We start from the raw sequence: 25,257 nt of genomic DNA, 5'->3' as shown, positions 1-25,257 counted from the left end.
GCGGTTACTCGTAGCCGTAGGCGCGCAGGCCGGCTTCGTTGTCGGCCCAACCGCTCTTGACCTTGATCCAGACCTCCAGATACACCTTGCCGTCGAACAGTTTTTCCATGTCCATGCGGGCTTCAGTGGAGATCTGCTTGAGCTTGGCACCCTTCGCGCCAATGATCATCGCCTTGTGCGCGTCACGGTCAACCAAGATGGTCACGAATACGCGGCGCAGGCGGCCTTCGGTCTCGAACTTGTCGACGATGACGGTGCTGGAATACGGCAACTCGTCGCCAGTCCAGCGGAAGACCTTCTCGCGAACGATCTCGGCGGCCAGGAAGCGCTCGCTGCGATCGGTCAGCGCTTCCGGGTCGTACATCGGCTCGCCTTCCGGCAGGTACGGGCGCACGATGCCGAGCAAGCGGTCGATATCGTCACGGTTCTTGGCCGACATCGGCACGATTTCGGCAAACGGAAACACCTGTGCCATGTCCTGCAGGAACACGGCGACCATCTCGGCGCGCGTGTACGCGTCGAGCCGGTCAACCTTGTTGACGATCAGGATCACGGGCGTTTCACGCGGCAGCAGCGAGAGCACCTTCTCGTCGTCGGGGCCATAGCGGCCCGCTTCAACCACGAACAACACGGCATCCACCGACGTGAGCGTGGAGGTGACTGCCCGGTTCAGCGAGCGGTTCAGCGCCGTGGCGTGACGCGTCTGAAAGCCAGGCGTATCGACGAAGACAAACTGAGCGTCATCCGTCGTCTGAATGCCGGTGATGCGGTGGCGCGTGGTCTGCGCCTTGCGCGATGTGATGCTGACTTTCTGGCCCACCAGGGCGTTCATCAGAGTTGATTTGCCGACGTTCGGCCGCCCAACAATGGCGACCATGCCGCAGCGGAACCCCTCCGGCACACCAGATTCTGGCTGCGAAGGCTGCAATGGGGTGTCGCTCATTTACCTGATTATTCCTTCAACCTGAGAGACAACTGCGGATCGGGCGGCGTAGCTTGCTTGCGCGTCTTGCCGGTGCGCTCGGCGCGGCTGCGCTTGACGAGCTGCGGCACCAGGCGATGCGCTTCATCCAAGGCCAGCTTGGCCGCCGATTGTTCGGCCGCGCGCCGCGATGCCCCGCTGCCGGAGACGCGAATCTCCAGCTTCGGAATCGAGCACTCGACCTCGAATTGCTGATTATGCGCCGCGCCGTGAGTGGCAACCACCGTGTACAGCGGCAACGCAATCTTGTGACCTTGGAGGTACTCCTGCAACAGCGTCTTGGCGTCCTTGCCCAGCGTGCGCGGGTCGACCTGTTCAAGGATCGGGATATAAAGCTTGCGGATCAGCGTGCGGGCAGCGTCGAAGCCGCCGTCGAGGAACACCGCCCCGAAAATCGCCTCCAGCGCATCAGCCAGGATGGAAGGCCGGCGGAAACCACCGCTTTTCAATTCGCCTTCGCCCAAACGCAGGGCATCGGGCAACAGCAACATCTGCGCAATCTCGTACAGCGCCTGCTGCTTGACCAGATTGGCCCGTACACGCGAAAGATCACCCTCGTCCAGCTTGCCGAACATGCCGTAGAGCATGTCGGCGACAGCGCAATTCAGGATTGAATCGCCAAGAAATTCCAGGCGCTCGTTGTGCATCGCGCTGTGGCTGCGATGGGTGAGCGCCTGCTGCAGCAACTCCGGTTTGCTGAAGCGGTAGCCAAGACGTTGCTGTAATGCATCCAAACTCATGTCAACGCTGGGTCCCCGAATAGGTGATCACCAAGCCGATGGGGCCATATAACGGGATCTCTCGCTTGTACGAGAAACGCACCGCCTGGATGGACCCACTGGCGTCCAGCACTTCGAGATCTTCACCTTTGATCGACGTGATGTCGTCGATCGCGGCTTGCTTGTCAAAGGCGTTGGCCACTTCTTCGCGCGTGCTTGCACGCTCACGCGCCTGCTTCACTGCACGCGTGATGGCTTGATATTCCATCAGGCTTGGGACGGACCGAATAGCCGGCAGCACAAACGTGATCAGGACAATGATGCCGATCAGGATGCCAAACATCGTAATCCCGCGCGACGGGCGTTTCAGACCGGCCTGACGAATTCGCATTGCATTTCCCCCGTTTTGCAGTCGCCGAGTTTTCATAAGAGATTTTTGCGTCACTTTTCGGATCAGTGGAAAGCACCGATCCGCTTCAGGTCACCCAGATTCATCCAGATGAAGAACGCTTTCCCGACGATGTTCTTGTCCGGTACGAAACCCCAGTAACGGGAGTCCGCGCTGTTGTCGCGATTATCGCCCATCATGAAATAGTGACCTGCAGGTACCTTGCAGGTGAAGCCGGTCTGATTGTAAGTGCAGTTCTCGCGGAACGGAAAATCGTCCGGACCGGAGACATAAGCCGGGCGGTCGGCGTCGTTCAGGATGTTGTGCGTGACGTTGCCGAGCGTCTCCTGATACTGCTTCGAGTACGTCAAGCGCTCGCCATCGAGGTAATCGGACTGCGGTGCGTAGGTCGCCGGCTGGCCGTTCACGGTCAGGCGCTTGTTGTCGTACTTCACCACGTCGCCGGGCACGCCGATCACTCGTTTGATGTAATCCATCGACTCGTCTTTCGGATAGCGGAAGACCATCACGTCGCCGCGTTGCGGTTGGTTCAGCTCGACGATCTTCTTGTTCACGATCGGCAAACGAATGCCATACGTGTACTTGTTGACGAGGATGAAATCCCCGATCTGCAGCGTGGGAATCATCGAGCCCGACGGAATCTTGAACGGCTCGATCACGAACGAGCGCAGCAGGAACACTGCGGCGATGACCGGGAAGAAACTGGCGGTGTACTCCAGCCACCAGGGCTGGCGTAGCTTGTCTTCGGCCAGTTGCAAACGCGCGGCACCGATGTCGCCACCGCCGCCGTACTGCGCTTGCACCTGCGCGCGCGCGTCGAATTCAGCCAGTGCCGCGGCCGCAGCCACCTGACGCTGGCGCTGGAACACGAGCTTGTCAGCCACCCACGCAATACCGGTGAGGACGACGAGAACAAACAGAATCAGGGCGAAGTTCATGGATAAGAGATCGTCCGAGCGATGTCTGGATTATTTTTCTTCGACGCGCAGGATGGCCAAGAAGGCCTCTTGCGGAATTTCAACGGTACCAACCTGCTTCATGCGCTTCTTGCCCTCTTTCTGCTTTTCGAGGAGCTTCTTCTTGCGCGAGATATCACCACCGTAGCACTTGGCCAGCACATTCTTGCGCAGTGCCTTGACGTTTTCGCGGGCGATCACGTTGGCGCCAATGGCTGCCTGGATCGCCACGTCGTACATCTGGCGCGGAATGATCTCGCGCATCTTGGCGGCCACTTCACGGCCGCGATATGTGGCATTCGAACGGTGGACGATGATGGATAGCGCATCGACCTTGTCGCCGTTGATCAGGATGTCGACCTTGACCACGTCCGACACGCGGTATTCCTTGAACTCGTAATCCATCGACGCATAGCCGCGCGAAACGGATTTCAGCCGGTCGAAGAAGTCCAGCACGATCTCGCCCATCGGGATCTCGTACGTCAGCTGGACCTGGCGGCCGTGGTAGCTCATGTTGATCTGCGAGCCGCGCTTCTGCTCGCACAGCGTAATCACGGCACCCACGTAATCCTGCGGCATGTACAGATTGACCGTGACGATCGGCTCGAGAATCGCCTCGATCTTGCTCGGGTCCGCGGGCATCTTGGCAGGGTTTTCCACCTGCACCATCGTCCCGTCACGCAGTTGCACCTGATAGACCACCGTGGGCGCGGTGGTGATCAGATCCATGTCGAACTCGCGCTCCAGGCGCTCCTGCACGATCTCCATGTGCAACAGGCCAAGGAAGCCGCAACGGAAGCCGAAGCCCAGCGCCTGCGACACTTCCGGCTCGTACTGCAGCGACGCGTCGTTGAGCTTGAGCTTTTCCAGCGATTCGCGCAGCGCTTCGTACTGGTTGGCTTCCACTGGATACAGGCCGGCAAACACCTGCGGCTTGACCTCCTTGAAGCCCGGCAGCGGCGCCTCGGCCTTGCGCGGTGCAACGTGGGTGATGGTGTCACCTACCTTGGCGGCCTTCAGTTCCTTGATGCCGGCGATGACAAAGCCCACCTGCCCCGCGGACAGCGATTCGCGCGGCACCGACTTCGGCGAGAACACGCCCACCTGTTCCACCAAGTGCTGCGCACCGGTTGCCATCAGCAGGATTTTATCTTTGGCGCGCAGCGTGCCGTTCACCACGCGCACCAGCATCACCACGCCGACATAGTTATCGAACCACGAGTCGATGATCAGCGCTTGCAGCGGCGCAGCCGGGTCACCCTTGGGCGCCGGCACCTTGGCAATCAGCGCTTCCAGTACGTCGGCCACGCCTACGCCGGTCTTGGCGGAGCAGCGCGTCGCGTCGGTCGCGTCGATGCCGATCACGTCTTCGATTTCCTGGATCGCGTTGTCCGGATCGGCCGCAGGCAAGTCGATTTTGTTGAGCACCGGCACCACTTCCACACCCAGCTCGATGGCGGTGTAACAGTTGGCAACGGTTTGCGCCTCCACACCTTGGGAAGCATCGACCACCAGCAGAGCACCTTCGCACGCGGATAGCGAGCGGCTGACTTCGTAGCTGAAGTCGACGTGTCCCGGGGTGTCGATCAGGTTGAGGTTATAGACCTTGCCGTCCCGTGCCTTATAGGACAACGCGGCGGTCTGCGCCTTGATGGTAATGCCACGTTCCTTCTCGATGTCCATCGAGTCCAGTACTTGGGCTTCCATCTCGCGGTCGGAGAGCCCGCCACACAACTGGATGATGCGATCGGCCAGCGTCGATTTGCCGTGGTCGATGTGGGCGATGATCGAGAAATTGCGGATATTGTCCATCGAATGCGTCGAAAAGCGCCCATCCCGGGCGCGTCTGCCGGGAGCGCGAGCGGTTCCGGCATGGCCGACGCGCGTTGGCTGCGCCGGCGGGAGGTATTGGATTCCAAGCCGAGGTTGCGGCACAAAAATCGTGCAATGCAAAAATCGGCGCTAACAGGCGATTTTACCGGATTTCAGAGGGCTTCCCGCGCCTCTTTTTGCGGCAGCGGCGTTGCGTCAGTTGAGCGCCGTCTACGCTGCGAGCCACGCCTGCACGGCAGGCACATCGAGAAAGTAGTGACACAGCTCACGTGCGTCTTCGGGCGGTGTATCTGGGGCACCCGTCATCAGCACGGGGACCAACTCGTCAAACCGCGCTTCCTGCGCCGGATCGCTGTCAACGTCCACTTCGTGCAGCACAAAAGAAAAACTGCGCCGGAGCGGCTCCAGCGCGTTCTTCATGTCGTCGCACAGATGGCAGTACGAGCGTCCGTAGAGCGTCAGCTCGATCACTGGCCGCTACCTGAACGGGCCGCGCTCGGGCGCAGTGTCACCACCTGGGTCGCATCGCCACGGCGCACAAACACCGCAACCATGCGGTTTTTGTCGAGCTTGGCGACCACCTCGTTGAACTGCTTGGCGCTGGACACATCGGTATCACCGACGCGCAGAATCAGGTCACCCGGTCGAATGCCAACACGCGCCGCCGGCCCTTCAGAGACCTGTACTTCAACGCCGCTCTTCGTCTTGAACTCGCGACGCGCGCTGTCAGACAAGTCGGCCACTACCAGTCCCAGCGCATTCGGCTTCCCCGGACCCTGCTGGCTGTTATCAGGCTGCGCGCCCTTGGTGCGCTGCGCCACTTTGGTATCGGCCTGCAACTCAGCGACCGTCACGGTCAGATCACGCGTTGCGCCCTTGCGCCAGACCTGCACAGTAGCGCGCGTGCCCGGCTTGGTTTCGCCGACTTGGCGCTGCAGGTCACCCGCCTTCTCGACATCGCGGCCGTTGTACTTCAAAACGATGTCACCGGCCTCAATGCCGGCCTTGTCCGCCGGACCGCCCGATTCGACATTGCCGACATAGGCGCCGCGCGCACGGCCCAGACCCAGCGACTCAGCCGCATCCTTCGGCACGTTGTCGATTGCCACACCGATGCGGCCACGTGTCACGCGCCCCGTCGCCTTCAACTGCTCAGCCACACGCATCGCCTCGTCGATCGGAATCGAGAACGAGATGCCCATGTAGCCGCCGCTTTGGCTATAAATTTGGTTGTTGATGCCGATCACCTCGCCGCGCAGGTTGATCAGCGGGCCGCCCGAGTTACCTGGGTTGACGGCCACGTCGGATTGGATGAACGGCAGGTAATCGCCCGTATCGCGCCCCTTGGCGGACACAATGCCAGCAGTCACCGTATTGTCCAGACCAAACGGCGAACCGATTGCGAGCACCCACTCGCCCACGCGCACCTTGTCGGAATCGCCCTGCTTCAGGCTGGGCAGACCGCTCGCTTCGACCTTGACGAGAGCCACATCGGTACGCTTGTCCAAGCCGATCAGCTTGGCCTTGTACTCCCGCTTGTCGATCAGCGTGACATAGATGGTTTCCGCACCTTCCACTACATGCGCGTTGGTCAGGATGTAGCCATCGCCCGAGATGATGAAGCCAGACCCAACACCACGGCTTTGCTCTTCTTCCTGTTGAGGCGGCGCGTTGCGACGCTTCTGGCCCTGCCCCGGCATGCCCGGCATCGGCACACCGAAGAAGCGGCGGAAGAACTCGGCCATGTCGTCATCGTTCGGACCACCCTGCTGCATACGGACCTTTTCGGTCGTCCGAATGTTGACGACAGCGGGGCTCACCTTCTCGACCAGATCGGCAAAATCGGGCAAGCCATACGTGCCCGTGGCCACGCTACCCGTGGCGTTCTGCGCGTGGGCCGGCGCCAGCGCGCTCCCAACCGCCACAGCGGCGGCAACGCACAGCAGACGCAAGGCGTGAACGGATCGAGCGGTACGCATGAAAGCTCCCGGGAACAAGAACAGATAGAGAAATGGCATTGCGCGACCACGTCGCGCATCCAAGACAGACGCCGGCTCTGTGGCTACTGCGGCGAGCTCGCCGGCTTGTTGGTCGCGTTGGCAGACACCGGCTTGTAGTCGACTGCCGCGCCAAACTGCTTGATGGTAGCAAATGGGACTTCGCCCACGATCGTCAGCCAGAAATCGGCAACACGTCGCACCATCACGTGGGTAGCGCCCTGCGAGATAAAGCCTTCGCGGCGCGTACGCTTTTCAGAGACAGGCTCGATAAAGAGCGACAGCCCTGCCAACCCGTCACTAAACACGACCTGCTGGACTTCGAAACCGGCACCGTTCTTGCCAGCCGGCGCAATATCGCCCAGCGGACGGCGGACCTCACGGATCTTCTGGAAGCCCTTGACAGGGTTGCCGATCGTCCAGCCTTGCTCGGCCAGGTTAGTCGGCTGGGTCACGATCTCGTACTGATTCCAGCCGTTCAGGTTCTTGAGCGCAGTGACGATCTTCTGCTTTTCCGACGGCACACCCAACTCAACTTGCGAGAAGGCCACCTGTTCAAGCACCTTGCCGTCTTCACCGATGGTCTGGGCGCGCATCAGCAAACCACTGTTACGCTCCGCCCAGATTCGGTAGGCATAACGGTAGCCGTCCTTCGGATCGAGCTGAAAGACCTCACAATCCATTCCTGCGACGCGCTCGGCCGGCAGGTGGCGCATGTCGTATTGATCAAGCACATCGCCATTGGTGGTGGCGAGCAGCGCGGGGAAGCTGTCCTTGTGTTCCTGCTTCTCCGTCACAACGAGTTTGACGTCGTAAATCAGGTTCCGAACGACGTCATTGTGGCGCAGCATTTCCCGCTGCTTGCCGTCCAGCGCTTCGACGCGCTCGTACTCGTTGTTGAAAAGATCAGCGTAATGCTGGATGCGGGTGGAATGCATGCCGGTGCCACGCTGATACGTGAGCGTACCGACATAGTTCTGCTTGAGCGCTGCGCGATGGATTTTGGCCAGCCAGGAGGCGGCCTCCTTGCGCGGCATCGGATCGGGCTGCGGCTGGGCGGCTGTTGCCAGCGCCGAAACACACAGAAGAAGAAAAACCGACCGACGAACGGCCTGCAGCTTGCGGGCGCCTGCCCCGGCAACGGGGTGCCACACCTTCGACATGGATGCCCGCATTATTCCTGATTGGAGTCCTGGGTGTTCGCCACCCCATTGGCCACTGCACGCAGATACGGAACCACCATACCGTTGGTCGCTGATTGCCGGTGGGCGCTCAGGTATTCATCCAGACGGGCGTCACGAATCATCGGCGTATTGTCAGTTGCCGCCACCGTCAGCGCCTGTACGCCAGTAGCTTGCGTCGCTTTGGCGACCAATGCGGGAGAGCCGTCAGCGCCATCGGCAGGACCGCGCAATTGCGGCACAACGACCCAGCTAACGGCCGCCACCGCCGCAGCCACGGCGGTCGTAGGCATGATCCGGCGGACCCAAGCGGGACTGACCAGGAAGCGGTGCCTTTCTTGAGTTTTGGCACGCTGCGCTACTGCCGGCACCAGCAGATGCGGCTCGGCGTCGAGCTTGGCCGAGAACCGGCTGAGAAAATCTTCAGAAGAACGCGTGTTCAGCAAATCTTCCGACCGAAGCACATCGCCGATCAGTTGATATTCGCGCCAATGCGCTGCGCCCTCGCCATCCTTGGCGAGTTCGACGGCAGACGACACCTCGTGCGCTGCGACTTCACCGTCCATCAAGGCAGAGATGCGTTGTGCGAACTCCGCTTCTGCCGTTTGCAATTGAGCCTGACCCATTTCCCGACCCCAAAAACTCCAACGTCCAATCAACGATCCGAGAGAAGACTTCCCGAGGTTTCACCGTTCGCAGCCGCATGCGGCCGCCGGCTTGTCATATCGGCTGGCTACCACCGTTTGCCCCCCACTGTTCCCAGCAGGGGGCGCAATTTCTCGGCAATCGCCTCGCGCGCCCGGAAGATGCGGGACCGGACCGTGCCGATCGGGCACTCCATCGCTTCAGCGATTTCCTCATAGCTCAGACCCTCGATCTCCCGGAGTGTGATTGCGGTACGCAATTCCTCGGGCAGCGCTTCCATTGCACGGTTGACCGTTTCGGCCACCTGCTTGGTGTGCAGCATGGAGTCCGGCGTATTGATATCCCTTAGTAGCTCACCGTCGGCAAAAGTTTCAGCCTCTTCGGTGTCGATGTCGCTGGACGATTCAGGGCGCCGCCCCTGAGTCGCTAGGTAGTTCTTGGCCGTATTGACGGCAATGCGATACAGCCACGTATAGAACGCGGATTCCCCTCGAAATTGGGGCAGCGCACGGTATGCCTTGATAAAGGCATCCTGTGCCACATCCTCGACTTCGGCCGGGTCACGGATCAGGCGCGAGACGAGCCGAATGATCTTCCGGTGGTACTTGACCACCAGCAGCTCAAACGCTCGCTTGTCGCCTTGCTGGACGCGCTCGACGAGGATCTGGTCGGCTTCGCGTTCGCTCACGGATTCTTCACCTGCAGTGTATCGCCTTGAATTTTTGTGACTTGGAAACGTTGTATTTTACCTACGACACACCGGACACCTGGGAGGCCACCCGCGGAGGCCCCAGGCGCAACAGACTTCGCATACGACGTAGCGTCCCGGCGGAAAACCATGGCGGCATCAGCACAAAAATCTGCGGACACCACCCCCGACGCGCGACACCAAGGACCAAGATGCGTTCTCCGAGCGGCCACGACCATAACAGAGGCGCATTTTGGACCGCTTCTGCCGCTTTCAATCGGACTTGCCATACAGCTTGGCCGGGCTCTCCGTCTTCTTTGAGACGAGCGCGCCACATCAGTTCCATCGCAAGCGGCGAACGGTTCACCATCAAAGGAAGGCAAGCTGCCATCGCCAACCCGCTGATGACGCCCCATGTAATCCAGGGCAATGCGGCGCCCCACGCTTTGATCGCCCAGCAAACAACGGAGCAGACAAGGGCAGCCATGCCAAATCGACTGATCGCGCACAATCGCCGATACGGCGCTGGAAAGACAACGTGCTGGAAAATCAAGGCAAAAACGAAGCGGCACGCGCCTTGAGGCTACGTGCCGCCCTGCCTTATGGGCGCTTGAACACCAGCGTACCGTTCGTCCCGCCGAAGCCGAAGTTGTTCTTCACGGCCACGTCGATCTTCATGTCACGCGCGGTGTTGGCGCAGTAATCGAGATCGCACTCGGGATCCTGATTGAAGATATTGATGGTCGGCGGCGACACCTGATTGTGCAGCGCTAGAACCGTGAACACCGACTCCAGACCGCCCGCCCCACCCAGCAAGTGACCGGTCATGGATTTGGTGGAATTCACAACGACCTTGCTTGCGTGATCACCGAATGCCGCCTTGATGGCTTCCGACTCGTTCTTATCCCCCAGCGGCGTAGACGTGCCGTGCGCATTCAGGTAATGGACCTGATCCGCATTCATGCCTGCATCGCGCAGTGCATTAAGCATGCAACGACGCGGGCCGTCCATGTTTGGCGCCGTCATGTGGAACGCGTCCCCGCTCATGCCGAAGCCCGCGACTTCCGCGTAGATCGTGGCGCCGCGTGCCTTGGCCGATTCGTACTCTTCCAGCACCATCACACCCGCACCCTCGCCCAGGACGAAGCCATCACGGTCCTTGTCCCAGGGGCGCGACGCGGTGGCCGGATCCTCGTTGCGCGTGGACAGCGCTCGGGCTGCGGCAAAGCCGCCGATGCCCAGCGGCGACACAGTCGATTCAGCACCGCCGGCAACCATCGCGTCAGCATCACCCGCCTGGATCAGGCGCGCGGCCAGGCCAATGCTGTGCAGACCCGTCGTGCAAGCGGTGACGACTGCCAGGTTCGGGCCCTTCAAGCCGAACATGATGCTCAAATGGCCAGAGATCATGTTGATGATCGAACCCGGCACAAAGAACGGCGAAATCCGGCGCGGGCCACGATCAACGTAGGTCTGGTGCGTCTCTTCGATCATCGGCAGACCGCCGATACCAGAACCGACCAGCACACCGATGCGCTCTGCATTGGCTTCGGTGACTTCCAGCCCGCTGTCCTTCAGCGCTTGCACGCCGGCAGCGATGCCGTAATGGATGAAGGTATCCATGTTGCGGGCTTCCTTCGCCGGGATGTAATCCTCGGCGTTGAAGCCCTTCACCTCACCCGCGAAATGCACGGCTAGGTTCGACGGATCGAATTTGGTGACGGTGGCGATCCCGGACTTGCCGGCGACCAGATTGGCCCACCCCTCGGCGACCGAGTTCCCTACCGGAGAGACCAGCCCCAGGCCGGTTACCACTACGCGACGACGGCTCACTATGCTTTCCTGCAACTCTGTATCAGCGACAAAGGCCACAGAAAACGCGCCACCCGGTCAAACCGGACAACCGCCCTTTCTGTGGCCCGCGATGTCAAGAGATCGATTGACGCTTACGCCTTGACGTGGGCGGTCGCGTAATCGATGGCTTGCTGCACCGTGGTGATCTTCTCGGCTTCTTCGTCCGGGATTTCCATACCGAACTCGTCTTCCAGAGCCATCACCAGCTCAACCGTATCGAGCGAATCCGCGCCCAGATCGTTCACGAACGACGATTCGTTCTTGATGTCTGCCTCGGCCACGCCGAGTTGCTCTGCAACGATCTTCTTAACGCGTGCGTCGATGTTGTCCATTTAACCCTCCAGGGAAGTATTCGACAAAAAGTGCGCGCATTCTAGCAGGTTTGCGCGGCGAAAAACCGCGCTGGAATCCATGCAAAAAATGCGCTCAACATGATGCTAAAAGCCAGTTAAATCGGCGATCACACAGGATTTTGCACATGTGCAAAGCCCGCACACCCGCCGCCGGGACGGCTTCCTTATCCCATATACATGCCGCCATTGACGTGCAGCGTCGAGCCCGTAATGTAGCCCGCCGCCGGTGACGCCAGAAAGGCAACCGCGCTGGCGATGTCCTCGGGCGCGCCGAGACGGCCCAGCGGAATCTGCGCCTTCAGCGCGGTATGTTGCTCTTCCGACAGAACCTTGGTCATGTCGGTATCGATAAAGCCCGGAGCGATGCAGTTGACCGTGATGTTCCGGCTACCGATCTCACGCGCCAGCGCTCGAGCCATACCTTCCACGCCAGCCTTGGCCGCTGCGTAGTTCGCCTGCCCCGGGTTGCCGGCAGAGCCCACCACCGAGGTGATGTTGATGATGCGGCCACCGCGCGCCTTCATCATCGGGCGCAACACGGCGCGCGACAGGCGGAACACGGCCGAGAGGTTCGTGTCGATGACCGACACCCACTCTTCGTCCTTCATGCGCATCGCAAGATTGTCCTGCGTGATACCGGCATTGTTGACGAGGATGTTCAGGCCACCATGCGTTTTGATGGTTTCGTCGATGACCGCCTCGCAGCGCGCGGCGTCATTCACGTTGAGCACCACACCCGAACCCTTCACGCCGGCTTCGGCAAAGTACGCAGTGATGGCTTGCGCGCCGGCTTCCGACGTGGCCGTACCGACCACCGTAGCACCTTGGCGCGCCAGTTCCAGCGCAATGGCACGGCCGATGCCGCGCGAAGCACCGGTAACGAGAGCAACCTGATTATTCAATGCTTGGGTCATACGAATCCCGTTGATTATTTGAGTTGGCCCAGCACGGCTTCCAGCGACGCCGGATCGAAGATCGCGTCACCGACGATCTCGCCATCGATACGTTTGACCAGACCGGCCAGCACCTTGCCCGGCCCACACTCGACCACGCGGGTAACGCCGTCGGCCTTCATCTTCTGGACCGTCTCAACCCAGCGCACCGGCGATGCTGCCTGGCGCACCAGCGCATCCTTGATGGCAGCCGGGTCGCTCACCACAGCCACGTCCACGTTATTGATGACGGGGATTACCGGGGCATTGACCGTCACGTTGGCGAGATACTCGCGCAGACGATCCGACGCCGGCTTGAGCAGAGACGAATGGAACGGCGCCGACACCGGCAGCGGCAGCGCCCGCTTGGCGCCTTTGGCCTTGGCGATTTCGCAAGCCTTCTCGACGGCCGCCTTGGCGCCTGCGATCACCACCTGGGCCGGTGCGTTGAAGTTCACAGCCTCGACCACACCCGCGACGGAAGCTTCGGCGCATGCTGCGCGCACGTCATCGTCCGACAGGCCGAGGATCGCAGCCATACCGCCCTCGCCCACCGGCACGGCTTCCTGCATCGCCTTGGCGCGGAAACGCACCAGCGGTACTGCGTCTTTGAACGCGATGGCACCCGCGGCGACCAGCGCCGAATACTCGCCGAGGCTATGGCCGGCCACGACGGTCGGCGTCGGGCCGCCGGCAGCCTGCCATGCGCGATAGACAGCAACAGCTGCTGTCAGCATGACAGGCTGCGTGTTGGTCGTCAGGTTCAGTTCTTCTGCCGGGCCTTCGGCGATCAGTTTGCCGATGTCCTGGCCCAGCGCGTCGGACGCCTCGGCCAGCGTGGCCGCCACGGCCGGATGATCGGCAAACGTATTGAGCATGCCGACCGATTGCGAACCCTGGCCGGGGAAGACGAAAGCGAATGTCATGGCTCGTATTGTTCGTTCTGGAAATTCGTCGATCAGAAGCGCAGCAGCGCGGCGCCCCAGGTAAAGCCGCCGCCCACGCCTTCAAGCATCACGTGCTGACCGCGCTGGATACGGCCGTCGCGCACAGCAACGTCGAGCGCCAGCGGGATCGACGCTGCAGACGTGTTGCCGTGCTCGTCGACGGTCACGATCAGGCGCTCGTTGGAGAGACCCAGCTTCTTGGTCGTGCCCTGCATGATGCGGATGTTCGCCTGGTGCGGAATCAACCAGTCGACTTGCGAGGCTTCGAGCTCCGCTGCCGCCAGCGCTTCACGGGCAACCTTGTCGAGCACCGTGACGGCCAGTTTGAAGACGGCCTGACCATCCATGTACAGGAAGGCGCTGCCCTGAATTGCACCTGCGGCAACATTGCCCGGCACGCACAGGATGTTGGCGTGGCTGCCGTCGGCATGCAGCGCAGTCGACAGGATGCCCGGCTCATCGGAAGCCTGCAGCACCACGGCGCCAGCGCCATCGCCAAACAGCACGCAAGTGGTGCGATCGCTGAAATCGATGATGCGCGAGAAAACTTCCGAGCCAATCACGAGCACGTTGCGGTACGCACCCGAGCGGATAAATTTGTCGGCGATCGCCAGGGCGTAGACGAAACCGGAACACACGGCCTGCACGTCGAACGCAGGGCAGCCGTTGATGATGCCGAGCTTTTGCTGCACCAGGCAAGCTGTGCTCGGGAACACAAAATCCGGCGTGGACGTCGCCACCAGGATCAGGTCGAGTTCGGAACGATCGATGCCGGCGGCTTCGATCGCGCGCTCAGCCGCCTTGACTGCGAGGTCGCTGCACGTAACATCAGGTTCGGCGAAATGGCGCGCCCTGATGCCGCTGCGCGAGACGATCCATTCGTCGCTCGTCTCAATACCCTTCTCGGCCAATTGGGCCGCCAGTTCGTCATTGGTGACCCGCTTGGGCGGCAGGTAGCTGCCCGTACCGATGATCCTTGCGAAACGTGTCATGTGCGGTGGGGTGAAATCTGACTCGGGAGCGACGCCTTCAAGCAGCGTCAGCAGCCGGAGTGGAAGTGGAGACCGGCGCAGCGCCCGCTGCGTCATGGTGCGATTCGAACGCCTGCGCAATGCGGGCGATCACGCCGTTAGCCGCAGCGTCGTAGGCACGCTTGATGGCCCACTCGAACGCGTAGGCATCGGCCGAGCCGTGGCTCTTGATGACCAGACCACGCAGACCGAGCAGCGCGGCGCCATTGTAGCGCCTATGGTCCACGCGTCGTTTGAAACGCGTCAATACCGGCAGCGCCACGACGGCGAGCAGCTTCGTGAACCACGAGCGGCTGAACTCCTGGCGCAGCATCTCACCGATCATTTTGGCCAGGCCTTCGGTGCTCTTGAGCGCCACGTTTCCGACAAAGCCATCGCAGACAACAATGTCGGTCGTGCCCTTGAAGATGTCGTTGCCTTCAACGTTGCCGAAGAAGTTCAGGTCAGAAGCGCGCAGCAGCTCACCCGCCTGCTTGACGACCTCGTTGCCCTTGATGACCTCTTCGCCAATGTTCAGCAGGCCAACCGTCGGGCGAGGCTTCTGCTCAACGACCGACACCATCGCCGAGGCCATCTGCGCGAACTGCAGCAGGTGCTCGGGCTCGCAGTCGGCGTTGGCACCAAGGTCCAGCACGGTGGTGCCAGCACCTTTCTCGTTCGGGATGGCGGTAGCGATTGCCGGGCGATCAATGCCGTCCAGCGTCTTGAGAACGTAACGCGACACAGCCATCAACGCGCCGGTATTGCCCGCGGAAACGCACGCCTGAGCGGCGCCTTCCTTAAGCTGGTTGATGGCCACGCGCATCGAAGAATCTTTCTTCTTGCGCAGCGCCACCTCGACCGGATCGTCCATCGACACCACCTCGGAGGCGGGAACGATGTGGACGCGCGGGTTCGCGGTAGCGTGGAGTCGCTTGAGCTGCGCCGCGATGGCATCGGGCTGCCCGACGAGCAGCATTTCGACGTCTTCGTGTGCGGCGAGAAAATGAATCGCTGCAGGGATTGTCACGCCAACGCCGTGATCACCACCCATGCAGTCGATGGCAAGCTTGATGGTCATGCGAGTCTGAGTTGCGGTTTCACGTGCGGCTCCGGCCGTTGGCGCGCGTATGGTACACAAACCCGTACACGCATTGCCGAATTTCGCTCAACAAAAAAGCGGCAAATTGGCTTGCCGCTTTTTTGCTTGCATCATGAACCTGTGCGTTCAGACCAGCCCAACACGCTTGCCAGAAAACTGGCAAATCGCATCAGTCGTTCTTGGTCTTCACAACCTTGCGGCCACGATAGTAGCCGTTCGGGCTCACGTGGTGACGCAGGTGCACTTCGCCGGTGGTCGGCTCGACAGCGACCGGGGCCACCGTCAGGAAATCGTGCGAACGATGCATGCCGCGCTTGGACGGCGACTTCTTGTTTTGTTGAACAGCCATGACTGACTCCTAAGCAATTTGATCAATTTTATCACATCACACGGAGCCGGAGCGTAGCCATTCCGGTAGGCGTGTGAAACGTACTGCCATCAGCGCGCGCAAATATTCGCGCACGCCTAATGTTTGGTCTTCAGGTTGGCCAGCACCGCGAACGGCGATGGCTTCTTTTCAGCCTCAGCCTCTTCCGGCAATACCTCATCCGGGCAGGCTGCATGACGCGGCGACACCGGCAACGCCAGCAACAGCTCATCTTCGATCTGCGTGATCAGATCAAAGTTGCGCGAGCCGACGATGACATCGGCCTCATCGTCATCCAGCGGAGCGGCATCGGCATCGGCTTCCGAGCGCATGACTTCCAGGCGCATGCGCACCGGCAGAGGTTGCTCGTACGCTTTGAGGCATCGCTGGCATTGCAGCCAGACCGCACCATCCACTTCCAGATCCACGAAGAGCCGCTGGCGCGGCAACTGACCGGCGGTGGCTTCCTCGCGTACCAGACCCTGCAACTGCCAACGGAACTGCGCGTTGGCGTCTGCCGGGGCATCGGCGGCTTGCTCGGCAAGCAGGCGAGGCATATCAGTCAGATGGACCGCGCCACTTGCCGGCTCGCCTGCGCGAATGAACGCGAAAAGATCGAATGCACGAAAATCCACGAATCGAACCTGCTAAACGCGTTGCTGTTGGTGCGCGAACCGGATCGACCGCCCTGCAGCGCGCGACACCTTGCGCCTGGGCGCCCGGTTTGCGACACTGCGCGGCCAAACCGCGAAACGCGGGATTATAGCGGGCAGAAACCTCTGACGTCAAAAGGTTTTGCTCAAAATCCACTGCATCTTCAAGCACTTATGACTTCTGCATCGCGTCCGCCGCTAATTCTCGCCTCCAGCTCGCCATATCGGCGGGAATTGCTCGAACGCTTGCGCCTGCCGTTTGAGATCGTGGTCCCGAACATTGACGAGACCCCCGCCCCGAACGAGTCGCCCGACCAGACCGCTCTGCGCCTGGCTCGGCAAAAGGCGGAGAAGGTCGCAGCAGGCCATCCCGGCGCGCTGGTCATCGGCTCCGATCAGGTCGCCACGCTAGACGGCGAGCAGGTCGGCAAACCCGGCGACCATGCCCGCGCACTGGCGCAACTGCACTGGATGCGAGGACGCACCGTCACATTCCATTCAGCGTTGTGCCTGTACGACGGCCGGACCGGGCAGCACCAGAGCGAGGACATCCGCACGCTGGCGACCTTCCGCGATCTTTCCGACGAGGAATTGGACGCCTACTTGCATCTGGAACACCCGTACGACGTTGCGGGAAGCGCCAAATCCGAAGGTCAGGGCATCGCCCTGCTTGAACGCGTGGAGTCGTCCGACCCGACCGCGCTGGTTGGCCTGCCGCTGATCGCCCTGACCAGCATGCTGCGCAACGTTCACTACCCACTCTTCGCCTGAACCATGGCCGGTACGCTTTACCTCATTCCAAATACGCTTGGCTCGCGCGATGCGGCTGACCCGCTGCCTGACGTGATTCCGGCCGGCGTGCAGCAGGTCACCGCGCGACTCGATTACTTCGTCGCTGAACACGCCAAGACCGCACGCGCGCTGTTGAAGAAGCTGTCCGAGACCACGCCGCTGGCGCGCCCACTGCAGGAAATCACCATCCGCGAGCTGAACGTCAAAACACCGGAATCGGAATTGGAAGCGCTGCTGGCGCCGGTGGTTGCCGGCCAGGACGCGGGGCTGATGTCGGAAGCCGGCGTGCCGGCGGTGGCCGATCCCGGCGCGAATCTCGTGCGTCTCGCGCACCGACGCGGCGTGCGCGTAAAGCCACTGGTGGGGCCGAGTTCGATCCTGCTGGCGGTGATGGCGTCTGGCTTGAACGGCCAGAGCTTTGCGTTCAACGGCTATCTGCCGGTGGACGCCGTAGAGCGTAAGACCAAGCTGCGCGCGCTGGAGCAGCTTTCACGCTCAGCGGGCCAAACACAGGTGTTCATCGAAACGCCGTACAGGAATGGCGCATTGCTTGAAGCCATTCAGGCTGGTTGCGCGCCAAGTACGCTGCTATCGATTGCAGTGGACCTGACGCTCCCAGACGAGCAGGTCGTCACACTGCCGGTGAGCGATTGGCGCGCCGACCGCATGAACCTGCACAAGCGGCCGGCAATCTTCTCGCTGCTGGCGCGATAGCACGCCTCTTCCCTCTCCTACTCCTTCATCAGCAGCTTGAGCTGGCCCGTAGCGGCCAGCGCCTTCACAGCGCCCGCGCCCATCGCCGTGCCGAGCTTGCGTGCCACGCGCGAGGCGAAGTTTTCCTTGACGGTGTAGTCGACCACGTCCGGAGCCTTGATGACGCTGCGAGCGACGAAATCGGAGCTGCCGATCGCGTCGGCCAGACCAAGATCCACGGCCTTGGCGCCCGTCCAAAACAGGCCCGTGAACAGCGTCGGATCGTCCTTCAGACGGTTGCCGCGCCCCTGCTTCACCACATCGATGAACTGCTGGTGCACCTGATCGAGCATCTCCTGCGCATACTGTTTCTGCTGGGGCGACACGGGCGAGAACGGATCAAGCATCCCCTTGTTCGAACCGGCCGTGAGCAGGCGGCGCTCCACACCCACCTTGTCCATCAGACCAGTAAAGCCAAAGCCGTCCATCAGCACGCCGATGGAGCCGACGATGCTGGCTTTGTCGACGTAAATCTTGTCGGCAGCAGCGGCCACGTAATAACCGCCTGACGCACACATCTCTTCGACTACAACGTACAGCGGAATCTTTTTGTACTTGGCACGAAGACGGCGGATTTCGTCGTTGATCATGCCCGCCTGCACCGGCGAGCCCCCGGGCGAATTGATCTTCAGGATGACACCGACGGTGTTGTCGTCTGCAAACGCAGCCTGCAACGATGCATTGATATTTTCGGCGCTGGCGTTTGTGTTGGCTGCAATTTCGCCATCGAGCGTGACAACTGCCGTGTGGCGGCCCGTGCTGACGGTTTCGCCTTCCAGACTGGCGAATGCGTAAATAAGCACCCCGATCAGACCTAGCGTCACGAAGCGGAAAAAGATGCGCCAGCGGCGCGCGGCCCGCTGTTCACGCACGGTTGCCATCAATACCTTTTCGAGCACCTCACGCTCCCAGCCGCCAGCCTGCGCAGATGCTGCTGACGCTGATGCCGATGCGGGCTTACCGGCAGCCGGGTTCCGCAATTCCGCTTCAAGCGGATGATCAGCGTGCTGCGTGACTTCCAGCGCTTCTGGTTTGCCAGCACCCTCGGTGGGGGCATCGTCAGGCCCTTTCGGCGGAATTGAGTCGGTCATAGACAGGGAGGAAAACGGTCGGGAAGAAAAACTGCGCTACTAGGCAGCAGGTGTTGGTTCCGGCGCGGACACGGGCGCCCGGAATAGCGCATCCGGCTGCCACCAGACTGCGCCGTCGCGCTCAGCCACCTCAAGCTTGGACAAATGCGAGCCCCGGCAAGGTCCGCCGACGCACCGGCCCGTATCTGGCTCGTAAATGGCGCCATGCGTCGCGCACATTAGATACAGGCCCGAGCTTTCAAAAAACTGGCCTTCCTGCCAGTCCATTTCCATCGGAACGTGCGCGCATTGGTTCAGATAACCGTGGACGCCGCCCGCGTAACGGACGACAAACGCGCTGACGAGCCGCCCGCGCACGTCCACCTGAAATCGGACGCCCAGGCCGCCATCTTCCAGCGCAGAACTCTCGCACACACGAATCTGTTCAGCCATCTCAGGCATGTTGCGTCAGCCAATTGTGTAAATCGGGAACCGACTTGGCGCTATACAGCGGCGTAAGCGAATCCAACACATCGGCAGGGTGCGCGCCGTATGTGACGGCTACGCCCGCGGCGCCCGCATTGGCCGCCATCTGCAGATCGTGCGTCGTGTCGCCAATCATCACGGTACGCTCGACCTCCATGCCGAGATCGCGCGTCAATTCGAGCAGCATCGCGGGATGCGGCTTGGAGAACGTCTCATCGGCGCAGCGCGTGTTGTCGAACACGCCCGTCAGATTCGTCGCTTCCATCGCACGTTGCAGACCAACGCGGGATTTGCCCGTCGCCACAGCCAGCAGATAGTTCTCGCGGCGCAGAGCCTCCAGCATTTCTCGCACGCCGGGAAACAGCACAAGGTGCGCGTCGCGGCTGAGGTAATGGAAGCGATATCGATCAGCCAGCTTGCCGTAATCGGCAGGATCGAGCGTCGGGACGGCATATTCAAGGGCATCCCGCAGGCCCAGGCCGATCACATGGCTCGCCCGTGTATCGTCCGGGACCGGGAGGTCAAGATCCCGGCATGCAAGCTGGATCGATCGGGTGATAGCCGATGTCGAATCCATCAACGTGCCATCCCAATCGAAGACGATCAGATCAAAGCGCTGCTGCGGCATCGGAATCGGGGCCCTTGAAAGCGTTGAGGAAATCGGCACACTCGGCGGGCAACGGCGCATTGAACGTGACGATTTCACCGCTTTGCGGATGCGTCAGCTGCAGGCGATGCGCATGCAAGAACATCCGTGCCAGTCGCGGCGAAGCATTCGCACGGGATAGCGCCTTGTTCAGGGCAAAATCGCCATACTTGTCGTCGCCCAGGATAGGAAAACCGGCGTGCGCAAGATGCACACGAATCTGGTGCGTACGCCCTGTCTTCAGCTCGGCCTCCAGCAACGTGTAGGGGCCAAACACCCCCACCTTGTTGAAGATCGTGTGCGACGCCTGACCATCGGCCTGCACGCGCACGCGGCGCTCGCCTTCCGGCGTGGTGTACTTGTGCAGCGGCGACTTGATGTGTTGACGCTTGTGCGGCCAGACGCCCTTCACAGCCGCAAAGTACCGCTTGTCCAACTGACCTTCACGGATCTGCTCATGCAGCGCTACCAGCGCAGAGCGCTTTTTGGCGAGCAGCAGCACACCCGACGTTTCGCGGTCGAGCCGGTGCACCAACTCTAGAAACTTCGCGTCCGGGCGCGATTGGCGCAATTGCTCGATCACCCCAAACGCCACCCCGGAGCCGCCGTGAACGGCCACCCCGGCAGGCTTATCGATCACCAACAAGTGCGTGTCTTCGTGCAGGATCGTGAATTCTGCCGCAGGAACCGCGCGCGGCGCTTCTGCCTGCTGGGCGATACGAAGGGGCGGGATACGGACCAGATCACCGAGTTTCAGGCGATATTCCGCGTCAATACGGCCCTTGTTAACGCGCACCTCGCCGGATCGCAAGATGCGGTAGATATGGCTCTTGGGCACGCCCTTGGCCACGCGCATCAAGAAATTGTCGATGCGCTGCCCTTCGGCGTCCTCGCCGATTTCAACATAGGCGACCGACTTGCCGTCGAGTGCATCGCCGAGTGTGCCACGTCCGGCCTGTTGAATGCGGCCATCAAATGGATGGCGTAACTCATTCATTTTCAATATAATTTTCTCGCTGGACAGTCGTTTAAGCGCCAGCAACAGCCGGTCGGAACGAAACAACAGGTATTGTACACAGCCACCGTTTCGGTCCGGAACGCGCCGATCTCTCGCCCACTTGTGTTACAAAGCTAATCACGTGGCCGACTAATCGGCACGAAAGCAGCACGCACCGCTGTCCCATCGCGCAGGACGTGAACCAAAGATCACGTCGGCAAGGTCGGCCAGCGTAGAACGAGCAGCTGGTAGAACAGAATTCAAAGGCGGGCGCCACATGGTCATCCATACGGCGCCCGCTTGGTGAAAGAAGCCCTTGCCGCACCAGACTGGTGCCGGCCGGCTGAACATCCGGTTACCGCGTTGCCATGGCGGTCCGGCGGCAAAACTCCAAAAAGCAGCACGCCGCCCGATTTGCCCCGCCGCGGGTTTCGTCCGGACAAGCCGTCCGTCAATTCGCTCTTTGTGGTCGCTTCACGCGACTCGCCGCCGCCGGCCCGCCTGCGAATGCATCGGGCCCGTGGCACGAGTGACAGGACGCGCAACTGGACGCCAACCGCGTCCGCGGACTCCGCCCTGCCATCCGTGACGCCCTCATTTCTTTCACCCGTGCCCCGTCGCGCCTTTTTTGTTGGCCGACACCTCGGCAATTCGTTGACCACCCGCTCCGCCTTTGCGTGCTCCATGAAGCGCCGTGCTTGCACGGCATTGGAGTGAGGTTGCAATGAAACGCATGTTGTTCAATGCGACGCAGCAAGAAGAATTGCGCGTCGCCATTGTCGATGGTCAGAAACTGATCGATATCGACATCGAAACCGCCGGGCGCGAACAGCGCAAAGGCAATATCTACAAGGGTGTCATCACCCGCATCGAACCGTCGCTGGAAGCGTGCTTCGTCAACTACGGCGAAGAGCGGCACGGTTTTCTCCCCTTCAAGGAAGTCGCCCGCGCCTATTTCAAGGACGGTGTGGACGTGCGCGGCGCGCGCATCCAGGACGCCCTGTCTGAAGGCCAGGAGCTGATCGTCCAGGTTGAAAAGGAAGAGCGCGGCAACAAGGGCGCAGCCCTGACCACGTTCATTTCGCTGGCCGGCCGCTATCTAGTGCTGATGCCGAACAATCCGCGGGGCGGTGGCGTGTCGCGCCGCATCGAGGGAGAAGACCGCCAGGAACTGCGCGAGACGATGGCGCAGCTGGAAGTGCCGGACGGCATGAGCATCATCGCCCGCACCGCTGGCATCGGCCGATCGGCCGAAGAGCTGCAGTGGGACCTGAACTACCTGATGCAGCTGTGGAAGGCCGTTGATGGTGCCGCCGTCGACAACAAGGCCCCGCTGCTGATCTATCTCGAATCCAGCCTGGTGATCCGCGCGATTCGCGATTACTTCCAGCCGGATATTGGCGAAATCCTGATCGATACGGACGATATCTACGATCAAGCCCGCGCTTTCATGAGCGTGGTGATGCCCGACAACATGAATCGGGTGAAGAAGTACCGCGACGACGTTCCCCTGTTCTCGCGCTTCCAGATCGAACACCAGATTGAATCGGCGTACTCGCGCATGGTCATGCTGCCCTCGGGCGGCGCCATCGTGATCGACCACACCGAGGCGCTGGTCGCCATTGACGTGAACTCGGCACGCGCCACCAAAGGCGCCGATATCGAAGAAACCGCCGCGCGCACCAACCTTGAGGCTGCCGACGAAATCGCTCGCCAGCTCCGCCTGCGCGACCTCGGTGGCCTGATCGTGATCGACTTCATCGACATGGAGTCGAGCAAGGCCCAGAAGGACGTCGAAACCCGCCTGAAAGACGCGCTGCGCCACGACCGCGCCCGCGTGCAGATGGGCAAGATCAGCCGCTTCGGCCTGATGGAGCTGTCGCGTCAACGCCTGCGTCCGTCGCTGTCGGAAGGCTCGCACGTCACTTGCCCGCGCTGTAACGGCACGGGCCACATTCGCGATACCGAATCCTCTGCCCTGCAGGTGCTGCGCATCATCCAGGAAGAGGCGATGAAGGAAAACACCGCTGCGATCCACTGCCAGGTGCCGGTGGAAGTGGCTGCGTTCCTGCTCAACGAGAAGCGCCCGGACATCAACCTGATCGAGACGCGCTTCAAGGTCAACGTGCTGCTGATCCCGAACAAGCATCTGGAGACGCCGCACTACAAGCTGGAGCGCCTGCGCCACGACGATCCGCGCCTGGACGACGACAAGGCCAGCTACAAGATGGCCGAAGAGGCCGCCAAGGAACTGGAAGCCGACACCGCTTACAGCACCCGCAAGGAAGCTGCCAAGCCGCGCCAGGAAGCTGCTGTCAAGGGCATCACGCCGGACCAACCGGCACCCGTGTCGGTCCCGCGCGCTGAGCGTCCGGCTCGTACTGAAGCCGCTCCGGCACCGCAGGCGCCGGCTCCGGTGCCCGCCCAGGGTGGTTTCGTTTCGTGGCTGAAATCGCTGTTTGGCGCCAAGCCGGCCGAGCCGGTGGTGGCTGCGCCCGTCGAAACCCCGAAGCAACGTGCTGAAGAAGGCAACCGCCAAGGCCGTGGCAATCGTCAGGACCGTGGTGGCCGTGGCCAGCGCGGCGAACGTGGCGAGCGCCAAGGTCAAGGCCAGAACGGCCGTGATGGCAACCGCCAGGGCCGTGAGCGCAACGAAGTCCGCGAAGGTCAGCAACAAGGCCAGCGCGAAGGTCAACGTGACGGTCAGCGCGGCAACCGAGATCGCAACCGCCAGCCGGCCCAGGTCGAAGGCGCTGTTCGCGAGACGGCTGAAGCTCGTCAGCCGCAGCAAGGCCAGGAAGTGCGCGGCGAGGGTCAGAACCAGGGCCAAGGCCGCCGCGAGCGCAATCAAGAACGCCGCGAACGCCAGCCGCGTGAAGCCCGCGAGGGTCGTGAACCACGCGAGCCGCGTGAAAGCCGCGAGCCGCGCGAAAGCCGCAGCGAGCGCGACCAACAAGCCAAGGAAGCCGCAGCCGTGGCCACCGAAGCGCTGATCGACCAGACCGCCGCATCGCAAGTGCCGCAACCGCTGTTCGACGCCGCTGCTCCGGCAGAAGGCGTCGTGGACGAAGGCGTGACGCCTGGCGCAGAAGGCAACGGTGAAGGTGAAGAGCGCCGCCGCCGTGGCCGTCGTGGCCGCAACCGCTATCGCCGTGACCGCGAAGGCGCGGAAGGCGTCCGTGCGGAAGGTGAAAGCGATAGCGAAGGCGCTGAAAACGCGGACGAAGCCGTCGCCGAAATGCATGCCGAGCCGGTGCTGCCCCCGACCGTGACAGAACCGGTGCAGACGACGTCGTTCGCACCTGTTGAGAACCCGGCTCCGGTGGTACACGAACCGGTGCATGCTCCGGAAGCCGTCGCACCTGTGTCGGCCCTGCCGCAAGTGCAGCCCACGGAACCCGCCCTTGCAACCGCTACCGCAGCACCCGCCGCGGAAGTGCAAGCGCCTCAAGAGGCCATCGTGACGGCCTTTGCGGAAGTCCCAGCTCCGGTCAGCACCGTCGCCCAGACTTCGCCGTTGCCGATCGAGACGCTGCAAAGCGTGCTGGACAACGCTGGCATGACATGGGTCCACACTGACGATCAGAAGCTGCGCGCCTCGCAGGAAGAAGCTGCGCGCACCGTTACGGCACCGCGTGTGCCGCGCGAGCGCAAGCCTCTGCCGCCGGTCCAGCACGGCCCGATGGTTTTGGTCGAAACCAACCGCCCGGCGGGTGGTGCAGACCAGCAGTAAACAGCACACCGGCGGGTAACCGCCGGGGCAAATACTTGAGGGCGGCTTCGGCCGCCCTTTTTCCTGTGCGCGATATATCGAGTATGAAACCCCGTCGCTCGCGCGGAACGGGGGCTGCGCTACACTCGAAGTTGTATCGGATGCAACAATCC

General features: G+C 61.7%; 25 protein-coding genes. 3 read left to right on the top strand and 22 right to left on the bottom strand.

The window, feature by feature from the left end:
* Positions 1 to 4: 4 nt before the first annotated feature.
* The 18 genes from era to ACCD03_RS04530 all read right to left on the bottom strand — a co-directional run bounded on the left by era (position 5) and on the right by ACCD03_RS04530 (position 16,610).
* Positions 5 to 943, bottom strand: a complete 939-nt coding sequence (gene era, locus ACCD03_RS04615) for a GTPase Era (RefSeq protein WP_325655023.1) — start codon at positions 941 to 943, stop codon at positions 5 to 7.
* 8 nt (positions 944 to 951) lie between these two features.
* Positions 952 to 1,722, bottom strand: coding sequence for a ribonuclease III (gene rnc, locus ACCD03_RS04610; RefSeq protein WP_024976097.1), 771 nt, complete (start codon positions 1,720 to 1,722; stop codon positions 952 to 954).
* Between the two features lies 1 nt (position 1,723).
* Entirely contained in the window at positions 1,724 to 2,092 is a 369-nt protein-coding gene (locus ACCD03_RS04605) for a DUF4845 domain-containing protein (RefSeq protein WP_253536760.1), read from the bottom strand.
* Between the two features lie 62 nt (positions 2,093 to 2,154).
* Positions 2,155 to 3,048, bottom strand: a complete 894-nt coding sequence (gene lepB, locus ACCD03_RS04600; protein ID WP_325655024.1) for a signal peptidase I — start codon at positions 3,046 to 3,048, stop codon at positions 2,155 to 2,157.
* 30 nt (positions 3,049 to 3,078) lie between these two features.
* Positions 3,079 to 4,878, bottom strand: coding sequence for a translation elongation factor 4 (gene lepA, locus ACCD03_RS04595; protein ID WP_045204389.1), 1,800 nt, complete (start codon positions 4,876 to 4,878; stop codon positions 3,079 to 3,081).
* A 231-nt stretch (positions 4,879 to 5,109) separates the two neighbouring features.
* The gene (locus ACCD03_RS04590; RefSeq protein WP_413410971.1) at positions 5,110 to 5,370 is read right to left on the bottom strand and encodes a glutaredoxin family protein; all 261 of its coding nucleotides are present in this window, start codon (positions 5,368 to 5,370) and stop codon (positions 5,110 to 5,112) included.
* The gene (locus ACCD03_RS04585; protein WP_325655025.1) at positions 5,367 to 6,878 is read right to left on the bottom strand and encodes a DegQ family serine endoprotease; all 1,512 of its coding nucleotides are present in this window, start codon (positions 6,876 to 6,878) and stop codon (positions 5,367 to 5,369) included. Before ACCD03_RS04585 ends, ACCD03_RS04590 begins: the two co-directional genes overlap by 4 nt.
* Before the next feature lie 83 nt (positions 6,879 to 6,961).
* Positions 6,962 to 8,059 carry a MucB/RseB C-terminal domain-containing protein gene (locus tag ACCD03_RS04580; protein WP_325655026.1) on the bottom strand — a complete coding sequence of 366 codons (1,098 nt, stop codon included), beginning with the start codon at positions 8,057 to 8,059 and terminating at the stop codon, positions 6,962 to 6,964.
* A gap of 11 nt (positions 8,060 to 8,070) precedes the next feature.
* Positions 8,071 to 8,703: a sigma-E factor negative regulatory protein gene (locus ACCD03_RS04575; RefSeq protein ID WP_325655027.1), complete on the bottom strand. Its 633-nt coding sequence runs from the start codon at positions 8,701 to 8,703 to the stop codon at positions 8,071 to 8,073.
* A gap of 107 nt (positions 8,704 to 8,810) precedes the next feature.
* Positions 8,811 to 9,410, bottom strand: a complete 600-nt coding sequence (gene rpoE / locus ACCD03_RS04570; protein WP_253536754.1) for an RNA polymerase sigma factor RpoE — start codon at positions 9,408 to 9,410, stop codon at positions 8,811 to 8,813.
* A gap of 600 nt (positions 9,411 to 10,010) precedes the next feature.
* Positions 10,011 to 11,243: a beta-ketoacyl-ACP synthase II gene (gene fabF / locus ACCD03_RS04565; RefSeq protein WP_045204393.1), complete on the bottom strand. Its 1,233-nt coding sequence runs from the start codon at positions 11,241 to 11,243 to the stop codon at positions 10,011 to 10,013.
* Between the two features lie 113 nt (positions 11,244 to 11,356).
* Positions 11,357 to 11,596: an acyl carrier protein gene (gene acpP / locus ACCD03_RS04560; RefSeq protein WP_004635650.1), complete on the bottom strand. Its 240-nt coding sequence runs from the start codon at positions 11,594 to 11,596 to the stop codon at positions 11,357 to 11,359.
* Positions 11,597 to 11,781: 185 nt separating this feature from the next.
* The gene (gene fabG / locus ACCD03_RS04555; protein ID WP_045204394.1) at positions 11,782 to 12,531 is read right to left on the bottom strand and encodes a 3-oxoacyl-ACP reductase FabG; all 750 of its coding nucleotides are present in this window, start codon (positions 12,529 to 12,531) and stop codon (positions 11,782 to 11,784) included.
* A 14-nt stretch (positions 12,532 to 12,545) separates the two neighbouring features.
* Complete coding sequence (gene fabD, locus ACCD03_RS04550; RefSeq protein ID WP_325655028.1) at positions 12,546 to 13,475, bottom strand: ACP S-malonyltransferase; 930 nt, start codon at positions 13,473 to 13,475, stop codon at positions 12,546 to 12,548.
* Positions 13,476 to 13,507: 32 nt separating this feature from the next.
* Complete coding sequence (locus ACCD03_RS04545) at positions 13,508 to 14,488, bottom strand: beta-ketoacyl-ACP synthase III (RefSeq protein ID WP_325655029.1); 981 nt, start codon at positions 14,486 to 14,488, stop codon at positions 13,508 to 13,510.
* A 37-nt stretch (positions 14,489 to 14,525) separates the two neighbouring features.
* A complete protein-coding gene (gene plsX, locus ACCD03_RS04540; protein WP_045204397.1) occupies positions 14,526 to 15,587 on the bottom strand; it encodes a phosphate acyltransferase PlsX in 1,062 nt (353 codons plus the stop codon).
* Between the two features lie 190 nt (positions 15,588 to 15,777).
* Positions 15,778 to 15,957: a 50S ribosomal protein L32 gene (gene rpmF, locus ACCD03_RS04535; RefSeq protein ID WP_024976110.1), complete on the bottom strand. Its 180-nt coding sequence runs from the start codon at positions 15,955 to 15,957 to the stop codon at positions 15,778 to 15,780.
* Between the two features lie 116 nt (positions 15,958 to 16,073).
* Positions 16,074 to 16,610, bottom strand: a complete 537-nt coding sequence (locus ACCD03_RS04530; protein WP_325655030.1) for a YceD family protein — start codon at positions 16,608 to 16,610, stop codon at positions 16,074 to 16,076.
* 192 nt (positions 16,611 to 16,802) lie between these two features.
* On the opposite strand from ACCD03_RS04530, the gene ACCD03_RS04525 reads away from it, so the two are divergent.
* Both ACCD03_RS04525 and ACCD03_RS04520 read left to right on the top strand, forming a co-directional pair.
* A complete protein-coding gene (locus tag ACCD03_RS04525) occupies positions 16,803 to 17,399 on the top strand; it encodes a Maf-like protein (protein ID WP_413410970.1) in 597 nt (198 codons plus the stop codon).
* Positions 17,400 to 17,402: 3 nt separating this feature from the next.
* Positions 17,403 to 18,134 (top strand): SAM-dependent methyltransferase, encoded by a 732-nt coding sequence (locus ACCD03_RS04520; protein ID WP_325655032.1) that lies wholly within the window; start codon positions 17,403 to 17,405, stop codon positions 18,132 to 18,134.
* A gap of 17 nt (positions 18,135 to 18,151) precedes the next feature.
* On the opposite strand, the gene ACCD03_RS04515 is transcribed toward ACCD03_RS04520, so the two are convergent.
* From ACCD03_RS04515 to ACCD03_RS04500, 4 genes are read right to left on the bottom strand one after another with little or no spacing between them, the layout of a single operon-like run.
* Positions 18,152 to 19,264: a S49 family peptidase gene (locus ACCD03_RS04515; protein WP_325655033.1), complete on the bottom strand. Its 1,113-nt coding sequence runs from the start codon at positions 19,262 to 19,264 to the stop codon at positions 18,152 to 18,154.
* Between the two features lie 39 nt (positions 19,265 to 19,303).
* Positions 19,304 to 19,705, bottom strand: coding sequence for a Rieske (2Fe-2S) protein (locus ACCD03_RS04510; protein ID WP_045204402.1), 402 nt, complete (start codon positions 19,703 to 19,705; stop codon positions 19,304 to 19,306).
* Complete coding sequence (locus tag ACCD03_RS04505) at positions 19,698 to 20,357, bottom strand: HAD-IA family hydrolase (protein ID WP_045204403.1); 660 nt, start codon at positions 20,355 to 20,357, stop codon at positions 19,698 to 19,700. Before ACCD03_RS04505 ends, ACCD03_RS04510 begins: the two co-directional genes overlap by 8 nt.
* Positions 20,338 to 21,372: an RluA family pseudouridine synthase gene (locus ACCD03_RS04500; RefSeq protein WP_253536737.1), complete on the bottom strand. Its 1,035-nt coding sequence runs from the start codon at positions 21,370 to 21,372 to the stop codon at positions 20,338 to 20,340. The genes ACCD03_RS04505 and ACCD03_RS04500 overlap by 20 nt, the downstream gene beginning before the upstream one ends.
* Before the next feature lie 724 nt (positions 21,373 to 22,096).
* Here ACCD03_RS04500 and ACCD03_RS04495 point away from each other — a divergent pair.
* Entirely contained in the window at positions 22,097 to 25,105 is a 3,009-nt protein-coding gene (locus ACCD03_RS04495) for an Rne/Rng family ribonuclease (RefSeq protein WP_045204405.1), read from the top strand.
* Positions 25,106 to 25,257 lie beyond the last annotated feature (152 nt).

Origin of the sequence: Ralstonia sp. Ralssp135 (assembly GCF_047304345.1) — a bacterium.
GTDB classification, from domain to species: domain Bacteria; phylum Pseudomonadota; class Gammaproteobacteria; order Burkholderiales; family Burkholderiaceae; genus Ralstonia; species Ralstonia chuxiongensis.
The sequence above is the reverse complement of the archived record's forward strand: the minus strand, read 5'-3'. Positions and strand labels throughout refer to the sequence as shown.